At 64.3% G+C, this 17,453-nt stretch carries 14 protein-coding genes; 5 read left to right on the forward strand and 9 right to left on the reverse strand.

The window, feature by feature from the left end:
- The first annotated feature begins 33 nt into the window (after positions 1 to 33).
- The 3 genes from ABMA59_RS07415 (at position 34) to ABMA59_RS07425 (ending at position 4,809) form a co-directional block, all read left to right on the forward strand.
- The gene (locus ABMA59_RS07415; protein WP_349004698.1) at positions 34 to 1,392 is read left to right on the forward strand and encodes an Nramp family divalent metal transporter; all 1,359 of its coding nucleotides are present in this window, start codon (positions 34 to 36) and stop codon (positions 1,390 to 1,392) included.
- A gap of 340 nt (positions 1,393 to 1,732) precedes the next feature.
- Positions 1,733 to 2,638: a hypothetical protein gene (locus ABMA59_RS07420; protein ID WP_349004699.1), complete on the forward strand. Its 906-nt coding sequence runs from the start codon at positions 1,733 to 1,735 to the stop codon at positions 2,636 to 2,638.
- A gap of 239 nt (positions 2,639 to 2,877) precedes the next feature.
- Complete coding sequence (locus ABMA59_RS07425) at positions 2,878 to 4,809, forward strand: adenylate/guanylate cyclase domain-containing protein (protein WP_349004700.1); 1,932 nt, start codon at positions 2,878 to 2,880, stop codon at positions 4,807 to 4,809.
- Between the two features lie 115 nt (positions 4,810 to 4,924).
- Here ABMA59_RS07425 and ABMA59_RS07430 read toward each other — a convergent pair whose 3' ends face one another.
- The 6 genes from ABMA59_RS07430 to ABMA59_RS07455 all read right to left on the reverse strand — a co-directional run bounded on the left by ABMA59_RS07430 (position 4,925) and on the right by ABMA59_RS07455 (position 11,793).
- Positions 4,925 to 6,034: an ABC transporter ATP-binding protein gene (locus ABMA59_RS07430; RefSeq protein WP_349004701.1), complete on the reverse strand. Its 1,110-nt coding sequence runs from the start codon at positions 6,032 to 6,034 to the stop codon at positions 4,925 to 4,927.
- A gap of 30 nt (positions 6,035 to 6,064) precedes the next feature.
- The gene (bglA, locus tag ABMA59_RS07435) at positions 6,065 to 7,732 is read right to left on the reverse strand and encodes a beta-galactosidase BglA (protein WP_349004702.1); all 1,668 of its coding nucleotides are present in this window, start codon (positions 7,730 to 7,732) and stop codon (positions 6,065 to 6,067) included.
- A gap of 3 nt (positions 7,733 to 7,735) precedes the next feature.
- Complete coding sequence (locus tag ABMA59_RS07440) at positions 7,736 to 8,902, reverse strand: carbohydrate ABC transporter permease (RefSeq protein ID WP_349004703.1); 1,167 nt, start codon at positions 8,900 to 8,902, stop codon at positions 7,736 to 7,738.
- 1 nt (position 8,903) lies between these two features.
- The gene (locus tag ABMA59_RS07445) at positions 8,904 to 9,917 is read right to left on the reverse strand and encodes a carbohydrate ABC transporter permease (protein WP_349004704.1); all 1,014 of its coding nucleotides are present in this window, start codon (positions 9,915 to 9,917) and stop codon (positions 8,904 to 8,906) included.
- Between the two features lie 158 nt (positions 9,918 to 10,075).
- Entirely contained in the window at positions 10,076 to 11,431 is a 1,356-nt protein-coding gene (locus ABMA59_RS07450; RefSeq protein ID WP_349004705.1) for an ABC transporter substrate-binding protein, read from the reverse strand.
- A gap of 200 nt (positions 11,432 to 11,631) precedes the next feature.
- A complete protein-coding gene (locus ABMA59_RS07455; protein ID WP_349004706.1) occupies positions 11,632 to 11,793 on the reverse strand; it encodes a hypothetical protein in 162 nt (53 codons plus the stop codon).
- A 3-nt stretch (positions 11,794 to 11,796) separates the two neighbouring features.
- Here ABMA59_RS07455 and ABMA59_RS07460 point away from each other — a divergent pair, with 3 nt between their 5' ends.
- The gene (locus ABMA59_RS07460; RefSeq protein WP_349004707.1) at positions 11,797 to 12,819 is read left to right on the forward strand and encodes a LacI family DNA-binding transcriptional regulator; all 1,023 of its coding nucleotides are present in this window, start codon (positions 11,797 to 11,799) and stop codon (positions 12,817 to 12,819) included.
- Positions 12,820 to 12,821: 2 nt separating this feature from the next.
- Here the strand turns inward: ABMA59_RS07460 and ABMA59_RS07465 are convergent, their stop codons facing one another.
- Both ABMA59_RS07465 and ABMA59_RS07470 read right to left on the reverse strand, forming a co-directional pair.
- Positions 12,822 to 13,124, reverse strand: coding sequence for a DUF982 domain-containing protein (locus ABMA59_RS07465; protein ID WP_349004708.1), 303 nt, complete (start codon positions 13,122 to 13,124; stop codon positions 12,822 to 12,824).
- Between the two features lie 104 nt (positions 13,125 to 13,228).
- Positions 13,229 to 14,119 (reverse strand): GntR family transcriptional regulator, encoded by an 891-nt coding sequence (locus ABMA59_RS07470; protein WP_349004709.1) that lies wholly within the window; start codon positions 14,117 to 14,119, stop codon positions 13,229 to 13,231.
- A gap of 214 nt (positions 14,120 to 14,333) precedes the next feature.
- On the opposite strand from ABMA59_RS07470, the gene ABMA59_RS07475 reads away from it, so the two are divergent.
- On the forward strand, positions 14,334 to 15,839 hold the full coding sequence (locus ABMA59_RS07475) for a UxaA family hydrolase (RefSeq protein ID WP_349004710.1): 1,506 nt from the start codon (positions 14,334 to 14,336) through the stop codon (positions 15,837 to 15,839).
- Between the two features lie 304 nt (positions 15,840 to 16,143).
- On the opposite strand, the gene rhaI is transcribed toward ABMA59_RS07475, so the two are convergent.
- Entirely contained in the window at positions 16,144 to 17,436 is a 1,293-nt protein-coding gene (gene rhaI / locus ABMA59_RS07480; RefSeq protein WP_349004711.1) for an L-rhamnose catabolism isomerase, read from the reverse strand.
- Positions 17,437 to 17,453: the final 17 nt, after the last annotated feature.

The following is a 17,453-nucleotide window of genomic DNA, read 5'->3' on the forward strand; positions in this document are numbered from 1 at the left end:
AGTGACGCAAGGCGTATGCGGCAAAGGCACGAAATGACCGATATCACGACCAAGGATGACCTCCTCCCGGCAACGGGCTGGGGCTATGCACGGGTAGCCGACCGCGCGAGCCTGCCGGAGGTCAACTCGTCGGTCGCGGTGCCCATCGGCGGCTCGTGGATGCGCAGGCTGCTGGCTTTCGCCGGCCCCGGCTACATGGTGTCGGTCGGCTATATGGACCCGGGCAACTGGGCGACCGATATCGCCGGCGGTTCGAAGTTCGGCTATACGCTGCTCTGCGTCATCCTGCTGTCGAACCTGATGGCGATTCTCTTGCAGGCGCTGGCCGCCCGCCTCGGCATCGTCACCGGCCGCGACCTCGCCCAGGCCTGCCGCGACAGTTTCCCGAAGCCGGTCAACTATGCGCTCTGGGTTGCCTGCGAACTCGCCATCATCGCCTGCGATCTCGCGGAGGTCATCGGCACGGCGATTGCCCTGCAACTTCTGTTCGGCATTCCGCTGATCGGCGGCGCGCTGATCGCCGCGCTTGACGCCTTCCTGCTGCTGCTGCTGATGAATCGCGGCTTCCGCTATCTCGAAGCCTTCGTCATCGCCCTGCTCATCGTCATCGCTGTCTGCTTCCTGGTCCAGATCGTCGCCGCCGCGCCGCCCGTCGCGGCCGTCCTGCGCGGCTTCATCCCGTCCTCGGAAGTCGTCACCAATCCGGAGATGCTCTACATCGCCATCGGCATCCTCGGCGCCACCGTCATGCCGCACAATCTCTACCTGCACTCGTCGATCGTGCAGACCCGCGCCTATCCCCGCACCGACGCGGGCAAGCGCGACGCGATCAAATGGGCGACGACCGATTCGACCATCGCGCTGATGCTGGCGCTGTTCATCAACGCCTCGATCCTGATCGTGGCGGCTGCCGTGTTCCACGAGAACGGCCGCACCGACATCGCCGAGATCGGCCAGGCTCACGAATTGTTGTCTCCGATGCTCGGGCTGGGCATCGCCTCGACGCTGTTCGCGGTGGCGCTGCTGGCCTCCGGCCTCAACTCGACGATCACCGCGACGCTCGCCGGCCAGATCGTCATGGAGGGTTTCCTTCGACTCCGCCTTCCGCATCTGGCTCGGCGGCTGCTGACGCGCGGCATAGCCATCGTCCCGGTCGTGATCGTCACGGCGCTTTACGGCGAAAGCGGCACGGCGCATCTGCTGGTGCTCAGCCAGGTGATCCTGTCGATGCAGCTTCCCTTCGCCGTCATCCCGCTGGTCTATTTCGTCGCCGACCGCAAGAAGATGGGGAAATTCACCATCCCGCTCTGGATGTCGGCCACTGCCTGGCTGGTCGCGGCGGTCATCGTGGCGCTGAACCTGAAGCTGCTCTACGACACCTTCCTCGGCTGATCCGCCAGGGAACCGCTGGGAGGCGTTTTCCGCTGGCTCGGGGCGTGTCGCATCCAGCGTCCAGAGCGATGCCGATGCCATTCGAGACACCGCCGCACTCCAAAACAAATGAGCGGTAACGCCGGCGCTCTGGAGGGCGAACGCTTCCCCGACCCTCCAAAAAGGGGACACAACAGCCGTTGCGTCCCAAAACTTTTCTGTTTTCCGGAAGTCCGTTCTCGCCTTTTCAATGCCTTGCTGGCCCGCCAGGCAGCACAAGCCAACAATTTTTCGGGAATTCATCCCCTCTTTCCCGACCTGAGCGACAATCTTCGCCGGCCTTGGCTGGAAACGAGTGGCGATGGACGGGACTGCGGCAATCGAGCGAAACTGGGAGGCGCTGAAGCGCATCCTCGCCATGCTCGTCGCCATGGCCGAAATGGGCGCTGGAAGCCTTGGCGCCGGGATGCCGGGCGCTGGGGACGTTGGCGCTGGAAACCGTGGCGCTGAGGGTGTTGGCGCTGGGGGACAGTTTACTTTCTTTCCGCGGAAAGGCGCAGCCGCTTCAAGGCAGGTGCGGGCGGAAAAAAGTAAACTGTCCCCGGCACTTACCCTCCCCCGCCATCTCTACCTCGCCATCCTGCGGCTGTTGCGTCCGGCCGAAGCCGCCGCGCGACGCCTCATCATCGCGGCCGCACGTGGGATCGTCGTAACCCTGCCGCCGCTACGTCCGCGCAAGCCGAAGCCAGCAACGTTGCGAGGTCCCCGCGCCTTCCTGCCAAAAGGGCCGAAGAAGCGTGCCAAGCCCACCCCGCGCACCCTCTCGCTGTCGCTGCTCGATCCGCCGCGACGGCTGTTCCACGTTCCGCGCCGCGCTGTTCCCGCCCACGCCGCCCCGCGCATTCTGGGCCTCGATTTCGGCGCGACGTATCGCCCGCTGCCGCCACCTCCCTCGCCGAACGATCCGATCGACGCCTCACGTCTCGGCCAGCGCCTTGCCGCGCTCACCGCCGCGCTCGACGACCTGCCGGGCCAGGCACAACGTTTTGCCCGCTGGCAGGCCCGGCGCGATGCCGCAATCGCGCGGGACGGCGCCATCTCCCGCCGGCGCCTCTCGCCGCTGCGGCGCGGACGCCCGCCCGGCGGCCGGCTGTCGCACTACGAGCCGGGCGCGACCCATCCGCGAAAAATCCGCGAGGTCGACGAGATTCTTGCCCATGCCCATGCGCTGGCCGTCTACGCCCTGGATAGCCCCGACACATCCTGACGGCCGCGCCGAACGAACGCGAGAAACCGGGGATCGACGGACGGCGCGCCTTTTTTCCCGGCGCGGCGGCGATCCGTGCTGCCGGGAAAATGCCGTTGCCCATCGGTCGACATAGCCGGCGAGACCGGCTTGGTGGATTGCTCCGCCAACCCAGGCGACGCGGATCGGCGAGGATCGGGCGGGACACGCTATTGGCGAGTCGGACTTGCATTTGCCCTTTTCATCACGACATTGGCGGCATGAGCTCCTCGACACAGCCGGTACGGCTGCAACGTCCGACGGACCGGCGACGCCGCATTCCTGTCTCCGTGATCATGGCGCTGAGCTTCGGCACGCTGATCTTTCTGTCGATCGGCGGGGTGCTGGCGCTGACCGTCGGCGCCAATCTGCGCAACACCTTCGACCTGCTCGGCGCGCAGTCGACACTGCTTGTCGACGCCATGGAGGATTCGCTGCGCTCCGAGATGGAGCGCGCGGAAAGCGCGGTGGACGGCGTCGCACAGCTTTATGCGCAGGGTGAGTTCCGCATCGACAACGAAGATGCGATGGCGGCGACACTCGCCGGTGCGCTTTCGGCCACGAAGCAGGTCACCGCCATGCTGATCTGCACACCTGACATGGTCTGCCGCGGGGTGGCGCGCGAAAGGCAAGGAGATACGCCAGGATCGATCCGGCGCTTCGAACCCGAGCCCGAGAAGGCGCCGCAGGTCCTGGCGGCCCTGGAGCAGCGCCGCCAGGTCAACGGGCGTCGCTGGGGCGCGTTCGTCGCCAACGAACACGGCCTGTTCGCGCAGGTTTCGGTGCCGCTCGCCAACGGCGCCGCGCCGCAGGGCTGGGTGATCGCCGCGGTCGAGCTGCAAAAACTCTCCGAGATCACACAGCAATTGTCGACACGCTTCGGCACCCATGCCTTCATTCTCGACGGCGACGATCGTGTCCTGGCGGACGAGCGCCTGGCCGATCCCAATGCGTCGAAGAACGGCATCGCGCCGCTTATGCAGCTCGCTGCTTTCGGCGATCCGGTGCTGGCCGGCTATACCACGCGCCAGGTGGAGGAGCCGTTCGGATCACGGCGCACCCGCAATGTCGAGCTTGCCGAGATCGACATCGGGGGTGGCAAGGATTCGTCCGAATGGTGGGGCAACGACACGACCTACATCGCCATTACCCGCAAGATTCCCGGCTATGGAGAGCAGCCCTGGACGATCGGCGCCTATTTCGAGAGCAGCCAGATCGGCGGCGAGATCGAGCGCGTCATCGGGTCGGCCATGCTCGGGCTGGCGGCCATGGTGGCAGCGGTCATCGTTGCGATCCTGCTGGGAAGGCGCCTGTCCCGGCCGATCCAGGCGATTGCGGGCCAGGCGACGCGCGTCGCCGATTTCGACCTCGATGGACTGTCGCCGCTGCCGCGCAGCCGGGTGCTGGAATTGGACGACCAGGCGTCAGCCTTCAACGCCATGCTGATCGGCCTGCGCGCCTTCTCCACCTACATCCCTCGCTCGCTGGTGGCGAAGCTGGTGCGCAGCGGCGAGATCGGGGTGGTCGAATCGCGCGAGGCGATCGTCACCGTAATGTTCACCGACATCGCCGATTTCACGGCGCTGTCGGAGCGCATGGGCGCGGCCGAGGCGGCAAAACTGCTCAACCGGCACTTCGCCATCCTGTGCCGGGCCGTCGACCAGCAGGGCGGCACGGTCGACAAGTTCCTGGGCGACGGCATGATGGCCTTCTTCGGCGCGCCCGACCATCTGAAAGGGCATGCCGCCGCCGCGGTGCGCGCCGCCGCGGCCATCCGCGAGGAACTGGAAGCCGACAATCTGCTCGCCGCGGCCGAAGGGCGGACCGCGCTTCGGGTGCGCATCGGCATCCACACGGGGCCCGTCATCGTCGGCAACATCGGCGCGTCCGACCGCGTGAACTACACGATCATCGGCGACACGGTGAATGTCAGCCAGAGATTGCAAGGGCTGGGCAAGACGCTCGCCCCGAAAGCACCGGTCTCGATCGCCATCTCGGCCGAGACCGCCTCCCGGCTAGACGAGCGGTTCGAAACCATACCTGCCGGCATGCACCGGCTGCGCGGGCGCGGCGAGGCGATGGAGGTCTTTCTGGTGGGCGAGGTCAGTTCCACGATGCCGAGCGTCGGCGCACATGAAGCGAGCGCGGCATAGTACCAGTGGCTGCTCCCTTTGACTGTCCGCGCGGCGGCCGGCATCCAGTGGACCCATCATGCAGGCGGGCTCCCTCTCGGGAGCCCGCCGCAAAGGCGCCAGACGGGAGGAGAGATCAGGCGGCCTTCGCCTCCTCGCGCGTGCGCGCGAAAGACAAACCATTCGTGTCGAAGATATGCAGGTCGCCGGCATCGGCTGCGAGCCGGAGCTTCGAGCCCCGCTGGATGGCGGCATTGCCGGGCAGTTTCGCCACGATAGGCTCGTTGGGTCGGCCGATGTCGAGATAGACCAGCTGCACTTCGCCGAGTTGCTCGATGTAGTCTATGGTCCCCTCGAACAGGAAACCGTCGCCTGTCGCCACCGAAAGATCTTCCGGCCGCACGCCGAAGCTGATGGTACTGCCGACGCTTTCGGCAGGCGTCGCCACCGGGACGCTGATCTTGCGGCCGAAGACATCGACCTGCGACGGCAGGCCCGGCTTGCTCAGCGTTGCCGGCAGGATGTTCATGGCCGGCGAACCGATGAACTGGGCGACGAACAAATTGCCGGGGTGCTTATAGAGCTCCATCGGCGTGCCGACCTGCTCGATACGCCCTTCCTTCAGAACGACGATGCGGTCGGCCAGCGTCATCGCCTCGACCTGGTCGTGGGTGACGTAGATCATGGTGGTGTTCGGCATCGATTCCTTCAGCTTGGCGATCTCGATGCGGGTGGCGACACGCAGGGCGGCGTCGAGGTTCGACAGCGGCTCGTCGAACAGGAACACCTTCGGATTGCGCACGATGGCGCGGCCGATGGCGACGCGCTGGCGCTGGCCGCCGGACATCGCCTTGGGCAGGCGGTCGAGCAGCTTGGTCAGTTGCAGGATCTCGGCCGCGTTGCGCACGCGCTTGTCGATCTCCTCCTTGCTCTCGCGGGCGATGCGCATGGAGAAGGCCATGTTGTCGTATACGGTCATGTGCGGATAGAGCGCGTAGGACTGGAAGACCATCGCGATGCCGCGCTTCGAGGGCGGCACGTCGTTGACGACCTCGCCCGCGATCTTCAGTTCGCCTGAAGTGATCTCTTCCAGCCCCGCTATGGTGCGCAGCAGGGTCGACTTGCCGCAGCCGGACGGGCCGACGAAGACGATGAACTCGCCGGACTGGATGTCGAGGTCGATGCCGTGAAGCGTATAGAGGCTGCCATACGCCTTCTTCACGTTCCTGAGGGTGAGATCAGCCATGTTGTCCTCCCTTGTTTTTCTCCGACGCGATCAGGCCAGACGCCCGAACCACGCTGCATATCCATCGAGGCGAACCGTGCCGCCGTCCAGCGCGCCCGAAAACCCGTGTCCCGCCAGCGCCTGCACCGCACGGCCGCCGCCAAGATCGATCGTTGCCGGCGCAGCGCCCAGATTGAAGGCGCAGACGATCTCCTCGTTACCGTAGCGGCGGCTGAAGGCGACCGCATTGCCCTCGGCGGAGACGAAATCGATCTCGCCCTTGGCGAAGGCCGGATAGGTCCTTCTGAAGGCCAGGAACCGCCGGTAATGTTCGAGCAGCGACGCGGCATCGCCCTTCTGGGTGTCGACCGCCAGCCCAAGATGTTCGGCCGGAACGGGCAGCCATGGCTTCGCCGTCGAGAAGCCGCCATTCAGCGCCTTCGAATCCCAGACCATCGGCGTGCGGCAGCCGTCGCGGCCCTTGAACTCCGGCCAGAAGCGGATGCCATAAGGGTCCTGCAGATCCTCGAAGGCGAGGTCGGCCTCGGTCAGGCCCAGTTCCTCGCCCTGGTAGATGCAGACCGAGCCGCGCAGCGACATCAGCAGCGCCGAGATCACTTTCAGATAGGCAGTGCGGTCGGCCTCCCCCTCGCCCCAGCGCGAGGCGTGGCGCTTCACGTCGTGATTGGAGAAGGCCCAGCAAGCCCAGCCGTCAGTTGCGACGCGGCCGAAATCCTCCAGCACCGTCTTCACTTTCGGCGCGCTGATCTTCTCCGGCGCCAGGAAATCGAAGGCGTAGCACATCTGCACGCGGTCGCCGCCGCCGGTGTAGTCGGCCACGACCTGCAGCCCGCGCTGCGAATCCCCCACCTCGCCGACCGCCGCGGCCGCCGGATATTCGTCGAGCAGCGCGCGGAAGCGCTTGAGGAAGCCGACATTCTCCGGCCGGCTCTTGTCGTAGATATGGTCCTGGTAGTTGTAGGGATTGACCGAGGGCGCGGTCTGGTCGTTGCGCTCGGCGGGCGGCAGCGCCGGATTGTCCTCCAGGCCCTGGCTGTGGAAGTAGAAATTGATGGTGTCCAGCCGGAAGCCGTCGACGCCGCGTTCCAGCCAGAAGCGGGTGACGTCGAGCAATGCATCCTGAACTTCCCGGTTGTGAAAGTTCAGGTCCGGCTGCTCGGTCAGAAAATTGTGCATGTAGTATTGCTGGCGCCGGGTGTCCCACGCCCAGGCCGAGCCGCCGAAGATCGACAGCCAGTTGTTGGGCGGCGTGCCGTCCGGCTTGGCGTCGGCCCAGACATACCAGTCTGCCTTGGGATTGCTGCGGCTGGAGCGGCTTTCCTTGAACCAGGGATGCACGTCGGCGGTGTGCGAGATCACCTCGTCCATCATCACCTTGAGGCCGAGCCGGTGCGCCTCGGCGATCAGCGCGTCGAAATCCGAAAGCGTGCCGAACATCGGATCGACGTCGCAATAGTCCGAGACGTCGTAGCCGAAATCCTTCATCGGCGACTTGCAGAAAGGCGAGATCCAGATCGCGTCGGCGCCGAGGTCTGCGATGTAGGGCAAGCGGCGGATGATGCCCTTCAGATCGCCGACACCGTCGCTATTGGAGTCCTGGTAGCTGCGCGGATAGATCTGGTAGATCACCGCGCCGCGCCACCAGTCGCGATCCGGGGCCGTTTCGGGCCGCTCGACCCTGCGTGCTGCCGATTGCATCGATCAACCTCCTTTCACGGAGCCCGCGAGCAGGCCGCGGACGAAATAGCGCTGAAGCGAGAAGAACACGATCAGCGGTACGATGATGGTGACGAAAGCGGAGGTCGTGAGGATCTCCCAATCGCCACCGCGCGAGCCCAGCAGGGCATTCAGCCGTGCCGTCAGCACAAGCTGGTCGGCGTCGGTACGCAGGAAAACCATCGCCACCAGCAGATCGTTCCACACCCACAGGAACTGGAAGATGGCGAAGGAGGCGAGCACGGGGAAGGAGAGCGGCAGCACGATCTTGATGAAGATCTCGAAGTCGCTGGCGCCGTCGATGCGGGCCGATTCCATCAGTTCGCGCGGCAGGCCGGCCATATAGCTTCTGAGCAGGTAGATGGCGAAGGGAAGCCCAAAGCCCGTATGCGCCAGCCAGATGCCGAGATAGGTCTTCGACGGCACGCCGAAGAACATTGCGACACCGTTGTAGAGCTGGAGAAGTGGGATCAGCGCCATCTGCAGCGGCACGACCAGCAGGCCGATGATGGTGGCGATGATCAGGGCGCGGCCGGGAAATCGCATCCAGGCGAGCGCGTAGGCGGCGAAGGCCGCGATCATGATCGGGATGACCGTCGCCGGGACCGTCACCGTCAGCGAATTGATGAAGGAACGGCCGATGCCTTCCGAAAACAGCACCGTCTCGTAGTTCTCGGTGGTGAAGCGCGGCGGCGCCGAGGCGGAATAATAGACGCGCTGGCCGCGATCGCCCTCGAAGGCGACGGGAGACGACGCGATGAAGCTGCCGTCCGCATTGACCTGCAAGGTCACGCCGTCCTTCAACTCGGCGACGCTGCCGGCGGCGAATTCGGTCGGAGCCTGGGCGCGCGTGCCGAAAGCCTGGATCTCGCGGCTGCCGGGCTGTTCGAACAGATTGCCCTCGATGACGAATTTGCCGTCCTTCTCCTTCTGGGCGGACGCAGGCGGCAATCGTCCCGCCTCGGTCTGCACGGAGCCCGCGAACGAACTCCACCAGCCCGAGGCGATGATCTGGTCCTTGTCACGCAGCGACGACACGAGGATGCCGAGCGTCGGGATGGTCCAGATGACGACAAAGACCAGCACCGCGATATGGACGCCGAAACGGCCGAGGAAGGACTTTCCGGCTGACTTGCCACTTGCCTGCGCCATGTCAGTGCCCTCCCGTTTCCTTGTTCGCCTGACGGATGTTCCAGATCATGATCGGCAGCACCGCGATCATGATGATGATCGCAATCGTGGCGCCACGGCCGAAATCGCCGCCGCCTCGGAACATCCAGTCGAACATGAGGTTGGCGAGCACCTGGCTGTTCCACTGGCCGTTGGTCATGGTCAGCACGATGTCGAACACCTTGAGCACCAGGATGGTGATCGTGGTCCACACCACGGCGATGGTTCCCCAGATCTGCGGCACCATGATCTTCCAGAAGATCTGGAAGGGGCTGGCGCCGTCGATGACCGCCGCCTCGATGGTCTCCTCGGGAATGCCGCGGAGTGCTGCCGACAGGATGACCATGGCGAAGCCGGTCTGGATCCAGATCAGGATCGCCATCAGGAAAAAATTGTTCCAGAACGGCAGCGATATCCAGACCTGCGGATTGCCGCCGAGGCCCTGCACGATGGCATTGAGCAGGCCGATCTGCACCTGGCCCTCGCCGCGATACTCGTAGATGAACTTCCAGATGACGCTGGCGCCGACGAAGGAGATCGCGAGCGGCAGGAAGATCAGGCTCTTGGCGATGGTGCCCCACCAGATCTTGTCGGTCAGCACGGCGATCACCAGGCCGAGGAAGGTGCAGGCCGCCGGCACCACCAGGAGCCAGAGCAGGTTGTTGAGGATCGAGTTGCGGAACTCGCGGTCGCCGAAGGCCCAGATGTAGTTGTCGACACCGACGAAATTCTCGCCTGCACGGTCATGGAAGGACAGATAAAGCGTCTGCACGACCGGATAGATCAGGTAGACGACGAGGATGATCATGGCCGGGCCTATGAACAGCCATGGCCGGATCATGCCCTGGCGGCGCAGATTGTCGACGGCGGTGCCGCCACTGACGCCTCGCGACGGGAAGACCAGGTCGAGCGTTTTGTTCGCGCCCCAGAAATAGGCGACGCAGCCGCCCACGCCGATGATGATGACGATGATGGCAGAAAGGATCTGAGAAGCCATGGCCCCCTCCGGTGCTTTCAGGCAGTCGGCAATAGGCAGTCGGCAGTCGGTCAGAATCGAACTCGGCTCGGCTCCGGCGGCCAGCAGCCGGAAATCCCGACTGCCGACTGCCTATTGCCGACTGCCTTGGAACGGGCCTGACGGCCCGCCCCATCGTGCTACTTGATGGCGTCCCAGCTCTTCTGGATGTCGCCCGCCACATCAGGCGCCGGCTTGCCGCCGACGAGATCGATCATGCCGGTCCAGAAGGCGCCGGCACCGATCTTGCCGGGCATGAGGTCCGAGCCATCGAAGCGGAATGTCGTGGCGTTGACGAGAATCTCGCCCTGCTTCTTCAGCGCGTCGTTTGCGTAAGCTTCGGGATTGGCCGATTTGAGCGGGGTGAGAAGACCCGACTGCGCCATCCAGATCTCATGCGCCAGCGGCATCTCGATGAACTTGATGAATTCGCGCGCGGCCTTGGAGTCCTTGGTGATGGTGAAGAAGGTGCCGCCGCCGAGAACGGGCTTGCCGAGGTCGGGCTTGGCGGCCATGGGCGGCAGATAGAAGAAATCCGCGTCCTCGCCGAGCTTGGTGCCTTCCGGGAAGAAGGAGGAAATGAAGGACGCCTGGCGGTGCATGTAGCATTTCGGCGGAACGGCGAAGAGGCCCTTCGGGCTGTCCCGGAAGTCGGTCGCGGCCACCGCCGCCTTGCCGCCGTCGACATATTTGTCGTTGGTGGCAATGTCGGCGAAGATCTGCATTGCGCCGACGACCGCCGGATCGTTGAACGGGATTTCGTTCTTGGTCCACTTGTCGTAGACATCCGGCGCCTGCGTGCGCAGCATGATGTCCTCGACCCAGTCGGTCGCCGGCCAGCCAGTCGCGCCGCCGGAGCCCAGCCCGATGCACCACGGCACGCCGCCATCCGCGACGATCTGGTCGGACAGCTTCATCATGTCTTCCCAGGTCGTCGGCACCTCGTAGCCGGCTTCCTCGAAGTTCTCCGGGACATACCAGACGAGCGACTTCAGGTCGGCCTTGTAGGGGAAGCCGAAAAATTTCTCGGTCCCATCCTTGTCCTTGTAGGTGCCGAGCGCGGCCCAGGATTCGCCGGCGCCATAGTTGTCCTTGACGAACTGCGCATCGCTGGCGTCCAGCGGCGTCAAAAGGCCCTTCGAGGCGAGGTCCTGGATCAGGCCCGGCTGCGGCAGGATCGCGATGTTTGGCGGGCTGCCGGCCTGCGTGTCGATGACGATCTGCTGCTCGTAGTTTTCCGACGAGGAATAGTTGATCTCGGCGCCGGTCGCCTCGGTGAAATAGGCCAGCACCGTGCGCACCAGCGCCTCGTCCTCGCCGCGCCACGGTCCGAAGATCGTCAGCGTCTCGCCCTTCAGGTCGACCTTCTTCAGGTCGTCGAAATTGGACCAGGTGAAACGGGCGTCCTCGCCCGGCGCGAACTTCAGCTCGGCCGATGCCGGCCAGCTCAGCGCGAGCGACGCGAGAGCGACGCCAAGAAACAGGCTTTTCCTCATTGGATTTCCTCCCTTTGGATTCCGCTGGTGGATGGAACCTCCATTCCATCCCGCCGACGCCACCCTGAACCGGTCCGCCGTCCGAGTCCACACGCATCCCTGGGGGAACTCGATCCGAACCGACTTCCAAAGCGCTTTGGCTTGGATCGATCTAGATCGTAAGTCGAGCCGAAGTCAAGTAGCTCCGATGACTAATCGATTTAAAATGGGAATTTTTGCGGTGCAGCACGATATTCCCGCGTGGCAATGTGAATTCCGGCTTCAAAAAGCGGCGCAGCCATGCCTATTGTGCCGCTGCGGTCTCTCTGAAGCGTCGAGGGCGGGAAGGCGGCATTTTTAAAGCGCTTTGAAGAAATGTCCATGCCATGAACCTGAAGCAGCTCGCCCGCATGCTCGACCTGTCGCAGACGACGGTGAGCCGTGCCCTCAACGGCTATCCCGAGGTCAACGAGGAGACGCGCCGCCGCGTCATGGACGCTGCCAAGCGGCACGGCTACCGGCCGAACCCGAGCGCCAGGCGGCTGGCCACCGGCAAGGCAGGCATGATCGGTTATGTGCTGCCGACCGGGTCGAACGTCGACATCGACCCGCATTTCGTCGAATTCCTGTCCGGCTTGGGCGACTACGCCCGCTCGCACGAGCTCGACCTCGTGCTCAGCCCCGCCGAGGCCGGCGATGAGGAGACCACCTATCGCCGCGTCGCGGCCAACAAGCAGGTCGACGCCGTTTACGTGTCGTCGCCGAGGCCGAAGGATCGTCGCATAACGCTGCTCCGGCAGCTTGGCCTGCCCTTCATCGTGCACGGACGTTCCGAGGAGCTGGATTTTGCCTATCCGCATCTCGACATCGACAATGAAGGGGCATTCCACGAGGCAGGCCGCCTGTTGGTGCAGCTTGGGCACAGGCGGATCGGGCTGATCAATGGTGACGACCGCGAGACGTTTGCGATTTTTCGCGAGCGGGGCCTTAGGCGGGCGCTGGTGGCTTCCGGCATCGAGCTTTCGCCCATGATGATCCGCTCAGTCGTGATGACTGAGGAGAACGGCTATCGCGCCGCCCGCAGCCTGCTCGGACAGGAAGCGCCGCCGACCGCCATCCTGTGCTCGAGCTTGATCATGTCACTGGGGGTTGTCCGTGCGCTTCGCGACCTCGACCTTTCCGTGCCGAAGGACGTTTCGCTGGTCGCCCATGACGACGTCTTCCCATGGCTGCGGCCGGAGAATTTCCCCGTGCCGCTTTCCACCACGCGCTCGTCCATCCGGTTCGCCGGGGCACGCATCGCCGAGCGCCTCGCCGCCCGCATTTCGGGGCTGGAGGACGATCCGCGAGGCGAGGTCTGGCCTGTCGATCTGGTGGTCAGGGGCTCGGTTGCCGGCGCCCCGGTCTGACGTCAGTGATGGGCGGCAAAGAGTGAGGACGGGACTCGAGTTGCAGCTGGATCGGGCGCAAAGGTCCGCGCTCCGAGGATTCCGGTAATCCTGGCAAAACTCTCGAACGCCTTGCGGGCATCCTCGGCCCTCACGCTGCCGGCAAGTGCCGCCTCGCAGCTTTTCATGGCGCAGGCATAAACCGGCCCTCGCCTGGCGCCGGGCCAGTCGCGCAGGAAGATTACCGCGTTCTGGAGAGAGTCGATTTCAACCTCTGAGCCATCGATATTCAATCTCAGAGGCACACGAAACAGGATCGCGTCCATGCCGTTCCTCCACGGATTCAAGGGGAGTCTGGTGTTCAATGCACTGGAGATAGAAAAGGTTCCATAATATCGCAGAAAATTTGGCGGACGAACAGGTCGATTGTTCAGCCGACAACACCCGGCAACGACCTCAGCAAGGTGGTGCGGGCGGAGTCGAGATGCGCCCGGCAAGCAGCCTGCAAGCGCACCTTGTCGCGCGATTTGAGCGCGTCGATATAGGCGAGATGCTCGGTCACGGCGACGGCGTTGCGCTCGCGCCCGCCCGCCTTGTTCCACTGGTAGTGGTAGTGGAAGATCATGGCGATCACGTCGTAGAAATCGACGATGAAGCGGTTGCGCGAGGCGTTGTGGATCAGCCGGTGGAAACGCTCGTCGAGTTCGGAAAAATCCACATAGTGCCGCGCTATCGCATCTGCGAAGCCATGATGCTCGGCCTCCATGGCGTCGAGCGCCGCCCAAGCCGGGCTGGCTTCGGCAAGTTCGATGAAGGCAAATGCCGAGCGGAGTTCGAACATCTCGCGGATCTCGGTCAGCTCCAGCGCGAACTCGCGGGTAAACCCTTTGAGCATCCATCGGCTGTTCGGACGTTTTTCGATCAGGCCAAAGCGGCTGAAGCGGATCAGGAACTCGCGCAGGCTGCTGGTTCCGACCCCGATCTCGCGCGCCAGCTCGAGCTCGGTGATCTGGGTCCCGGGTTCGACGCCTTGCGCCAGAAGCCGCCGCATGAAGCTGCGCTCGATAATCTCGGCAGGCGAATCCGTCTCCTCGGCCGGGTAGAAATCGGCATCCACCGGAGCCCGCAGCCTGACCTTGCTGCGCTTGTCCCAGGCGATGACGCCGGCCTCCGCCAGATGCGCCAGGATGGTGCGGACGGTCGTTCGGCTGACGCCGAGCGCCAGCCCCAGTTCCGGCTCCGACGGCAGGCAGTCACGCGCGGCGAGCAGACTCAGGCAGCGGTTGTAGGCTTGCTTGAAAACCGTGCTGGTCTTCGACATCGGGAAGTCCCATCCTTCCGCGGCAGCACCTTATGATGCAAAAAGGCAATTGCGCTCAAATGTTTTTTTAAGATAAAAGACAATACGTCCCTTGGAGGGGAGTCAACCCAATTCAGCACGCTTTGCGTTTTCGATCCATCAAAACCGCGACCGTGCGCCTACCTTCAGCCGGACCATCCTCAGCCATCATCCCGAACAGCCAGGGAAACGACCCGTGACCGCCGCCAAAAGCATCGTCCTTTCACCTTCCGACAACGTCGCCGTCGCAAATGGCCGCATAGAAGCCGGCGAGACCCTGCCCGGTGGCGCCGTAGCGCTCGCGGCGATCGATCCGGGGCACAAGGTGGCGATCCGCCCGATCGCGGCGGGCGAGGCGGTGGTGAAATATGCGCAGGCGATCGGCAAGGCGACGGCGGACATCGCGGCCGGGGCGCATGTGCACTCGCACAACCTCGTCTTCGAGTCCGGCCGCATGCCGGTCGTTCCGCCCACCCCGCCGGTCGAGGCGACCGAGGAAGAGCGCGCCCGCACCTTCATGGGCTATCGCCGCGCCGACGGCCGCGCCGGCACGCGCAATTTCATCGGCATCATCGCCAGCGTCAATTGCTCGGCCACCGTCTGCCATGCCATCGCCGACGAGGCGAACCGGCGGCTTAAGCCGAAATATCCCGGCATCGACGGGTTCGTGCCGATCGTCCACGGCCAGGGCTGCGGCATGAGCGCCACCGGCGACGGCATGATGGTGCTGCACCGCACGCTGGCCGGCTATGCAAGGCATCCGAATTTCGGCGGCGCGCTGATGGTCGGCCTCGGCTGCGAGGTTAACCAGTTGACGCTCTACGGCCGCAAGGGCGCGGCCGCCGGCAAGCGGCATTTCAACATCCAGGATTCCGGCGGCTCGCGCAAATCGGTCGAGAAGGCGATGGGCGTGCTGGAGGAGATCTGCGAGGAGGTCGGCAACCTGCAGCGCGAGCCGATCCCGGTCAGCGAGATCGTCGTCGGCCTGCAATGCGGCGGCTCGGACGGTATGTCGGGCATCACCGCCAATCCGGCGCTGGGCGCGGCAGTCGATATTTTGGCGGCGGCCGGGGGTATAGGCATCCTGTCCGAGACCACCGAGATCTATGGAGCCGAGCACTTGCTCGCCTATCGCGCCGCGACGCCTGAAATCGCGGAAAAGCTCGACGGCTACATCAAGTGGTGGGAGGACCACACGGCCAAGCATGGCGCCTCCATCGACAACAACCCGTCGCCCGGCAACAAGCGCGGCGGCCTGACCACCATCCTCGAAAAGTCGCTGGGCGCGGTGGCCAAGGGCGGCCAGACGCCGCTCAACGGCGTTTTCGCCTATGCCGAGAAGGTCACCGGCCACGGCCTGGTCTTCATGGACACGCCCGGCTACGACCCCGTGTCGGCGACCGGCCAGGTGGCGGGCGGCGCCAACGTCATCGTCTTCACCACCGGGCGCGGCTCCTGCTTCGGCAGCCATCCGACCCCGTCGATCAAGGTCGCGACCAACACCGCGCTCTACAATTCGATGGAAGAAGACATGGACGTCAATTGCGGCGTGATCGCCTCGGGGGAAAAGAACATCCCGCAGATGGGCCGCGAGATTTTCGAACTCATCGTCGAGACGGCGTCGGGCAAGAAGACCAAGAGCGAGGAGTTTGGTTACGGCGACAACGAGTTCGTGCCCTGGCATCTGGGCGCGACGCTGTAGGCGCGGCGGACGACACAGGTTTTCGCGTGCGTCCTTCGAGGCTCGCCCGTTCAGCTTTGCCCTTCATGTTCAATGCTTTGCGGGCTCGCACCTCAGGATGAGGACGGTCGTGCCTGCAACGCTCATCGTCGACGACCGCGGGGAAGTTGAAGAATAAATCAACGGCAGCGATGACGGTCGATCCACCAACATTGACGATTGACTTACAGGCACGACCGTCCTCATCCTGAGGTGCGAGCCCGCAAGGCGTTGAAATGTTGGCGCGAATCGTCTGCAGGCGAGCCTCGAAGGACGCACCCTGCTCCTAAACGATCCCGCCGCCGCCCGAACTGACGGCCGGCCGCTCAGCGGCGACTTTTCGCCGGTAGCCTGCAGCGCGGTAGGTGGCGACGGGATCGACGGCGCCGCCTAGATTGAGCCGCGCCATGGCAAGGATCGGCTCGACGTCGGTGCGGAAGGCGGTCTTCAGCGTTTGTGTGGCCATCAGCGCGTCGCTGTCGGCCTGGAACCCCCCCAGTGCCTCGCGGTCGACCAGCAGGGCCGCCGCATAGGCGCGCTGCACCTCGACCGCCGACAGCATCAGGCTCTCGATCGGATCGGTGACGTTGTGGCTTTGGTCGAGCATATGGGCGGGGTCGAAACCCTTGGCGCCTCGCAGTTCGGCATCGACCAGTTCGTTGAAGACGAGGAACAGCCGGTAGGGATCGATCGAGCCGGCGTCGAGGTCGTCGTCGCCATATTTGGAATCGTTGAAGTGGAAGCCGCCGAGTTTGCCGAACTGGATCAGCCGCGCCACGATCATCTCGATGTTGACGTTCGGCGCATGGTGTCCGAGGTCGACCAGGCAATAGGCATTCGGCCCGAGTTCCTGGGCGATCAAATAGTTGGTGCCCCAGTCCTGCACGACGGTCGAGTAAAAGGCCGGCTCGTACATCTTGTGTTCGGAGAAAAGCTTCCAGCCCTCCGGCAGCGCGTCGTAGATGTCGCGCATGGCGTCGAGGTAACGCTCGAAGGCTTTGGTGAAATTTACCTGGCCGGGGAAATTGGAGCCGTCGCCGATCCACACGGTCAGCGCCTTGGAGCCGACGGTCCTGCCGATCTCGATGCATTCCAGATTGTGCTCCACCGCCTGTTTTCGCACGGCGGCGTCGGCATGGCTGAGCGAGCCGAATTTATAGGACAGTTTTTGATCCTTGGCGTCCGAAAACGTGTTGGAGTTCATAGCGTCGAAGCCGAGACCGAAACGGCTCGCCGCCTGCTTCAGCCGCTTCGGATCGGCCTTGTCCCACGGAATATGCAGCGACACCGTCGGCGTAGCGCGCGTCAGTTGCTGGATGACGGCGCAGTCCTCGATCTTGTCGAACACGTCTCGCGGCTCTCCTTCTCCGGGAAAGCGGGCGAAGCGCGTGCCACCGGTGCCGACGCCCCAGGACGGAATGGCGACACCGAATTTTTCCACCTTCTCGCGGATCGCATCGATGTTTATGCCGCGCCGGTCGAGCTGTTCACCGAGGTGGTCATAGTCGCGGCTCAGATCCTTTTCGTGGGCAGTATTGTGGTCGGCGACGGAGTCGGCCGCGATGATGGATTCGGTCACTTGTCCTCCCGCTCCTT

Source organism: Mesorhizobium yinganensis, assembly GCF_040081985.1.
Classification (GTDB): domain Bacteria; phylum Pseudomonadota; class Alphaproteobacteria; order Rhizobiales; family Rhizobiaceae; genus Kumtagia; species Kumtagia yinganensis.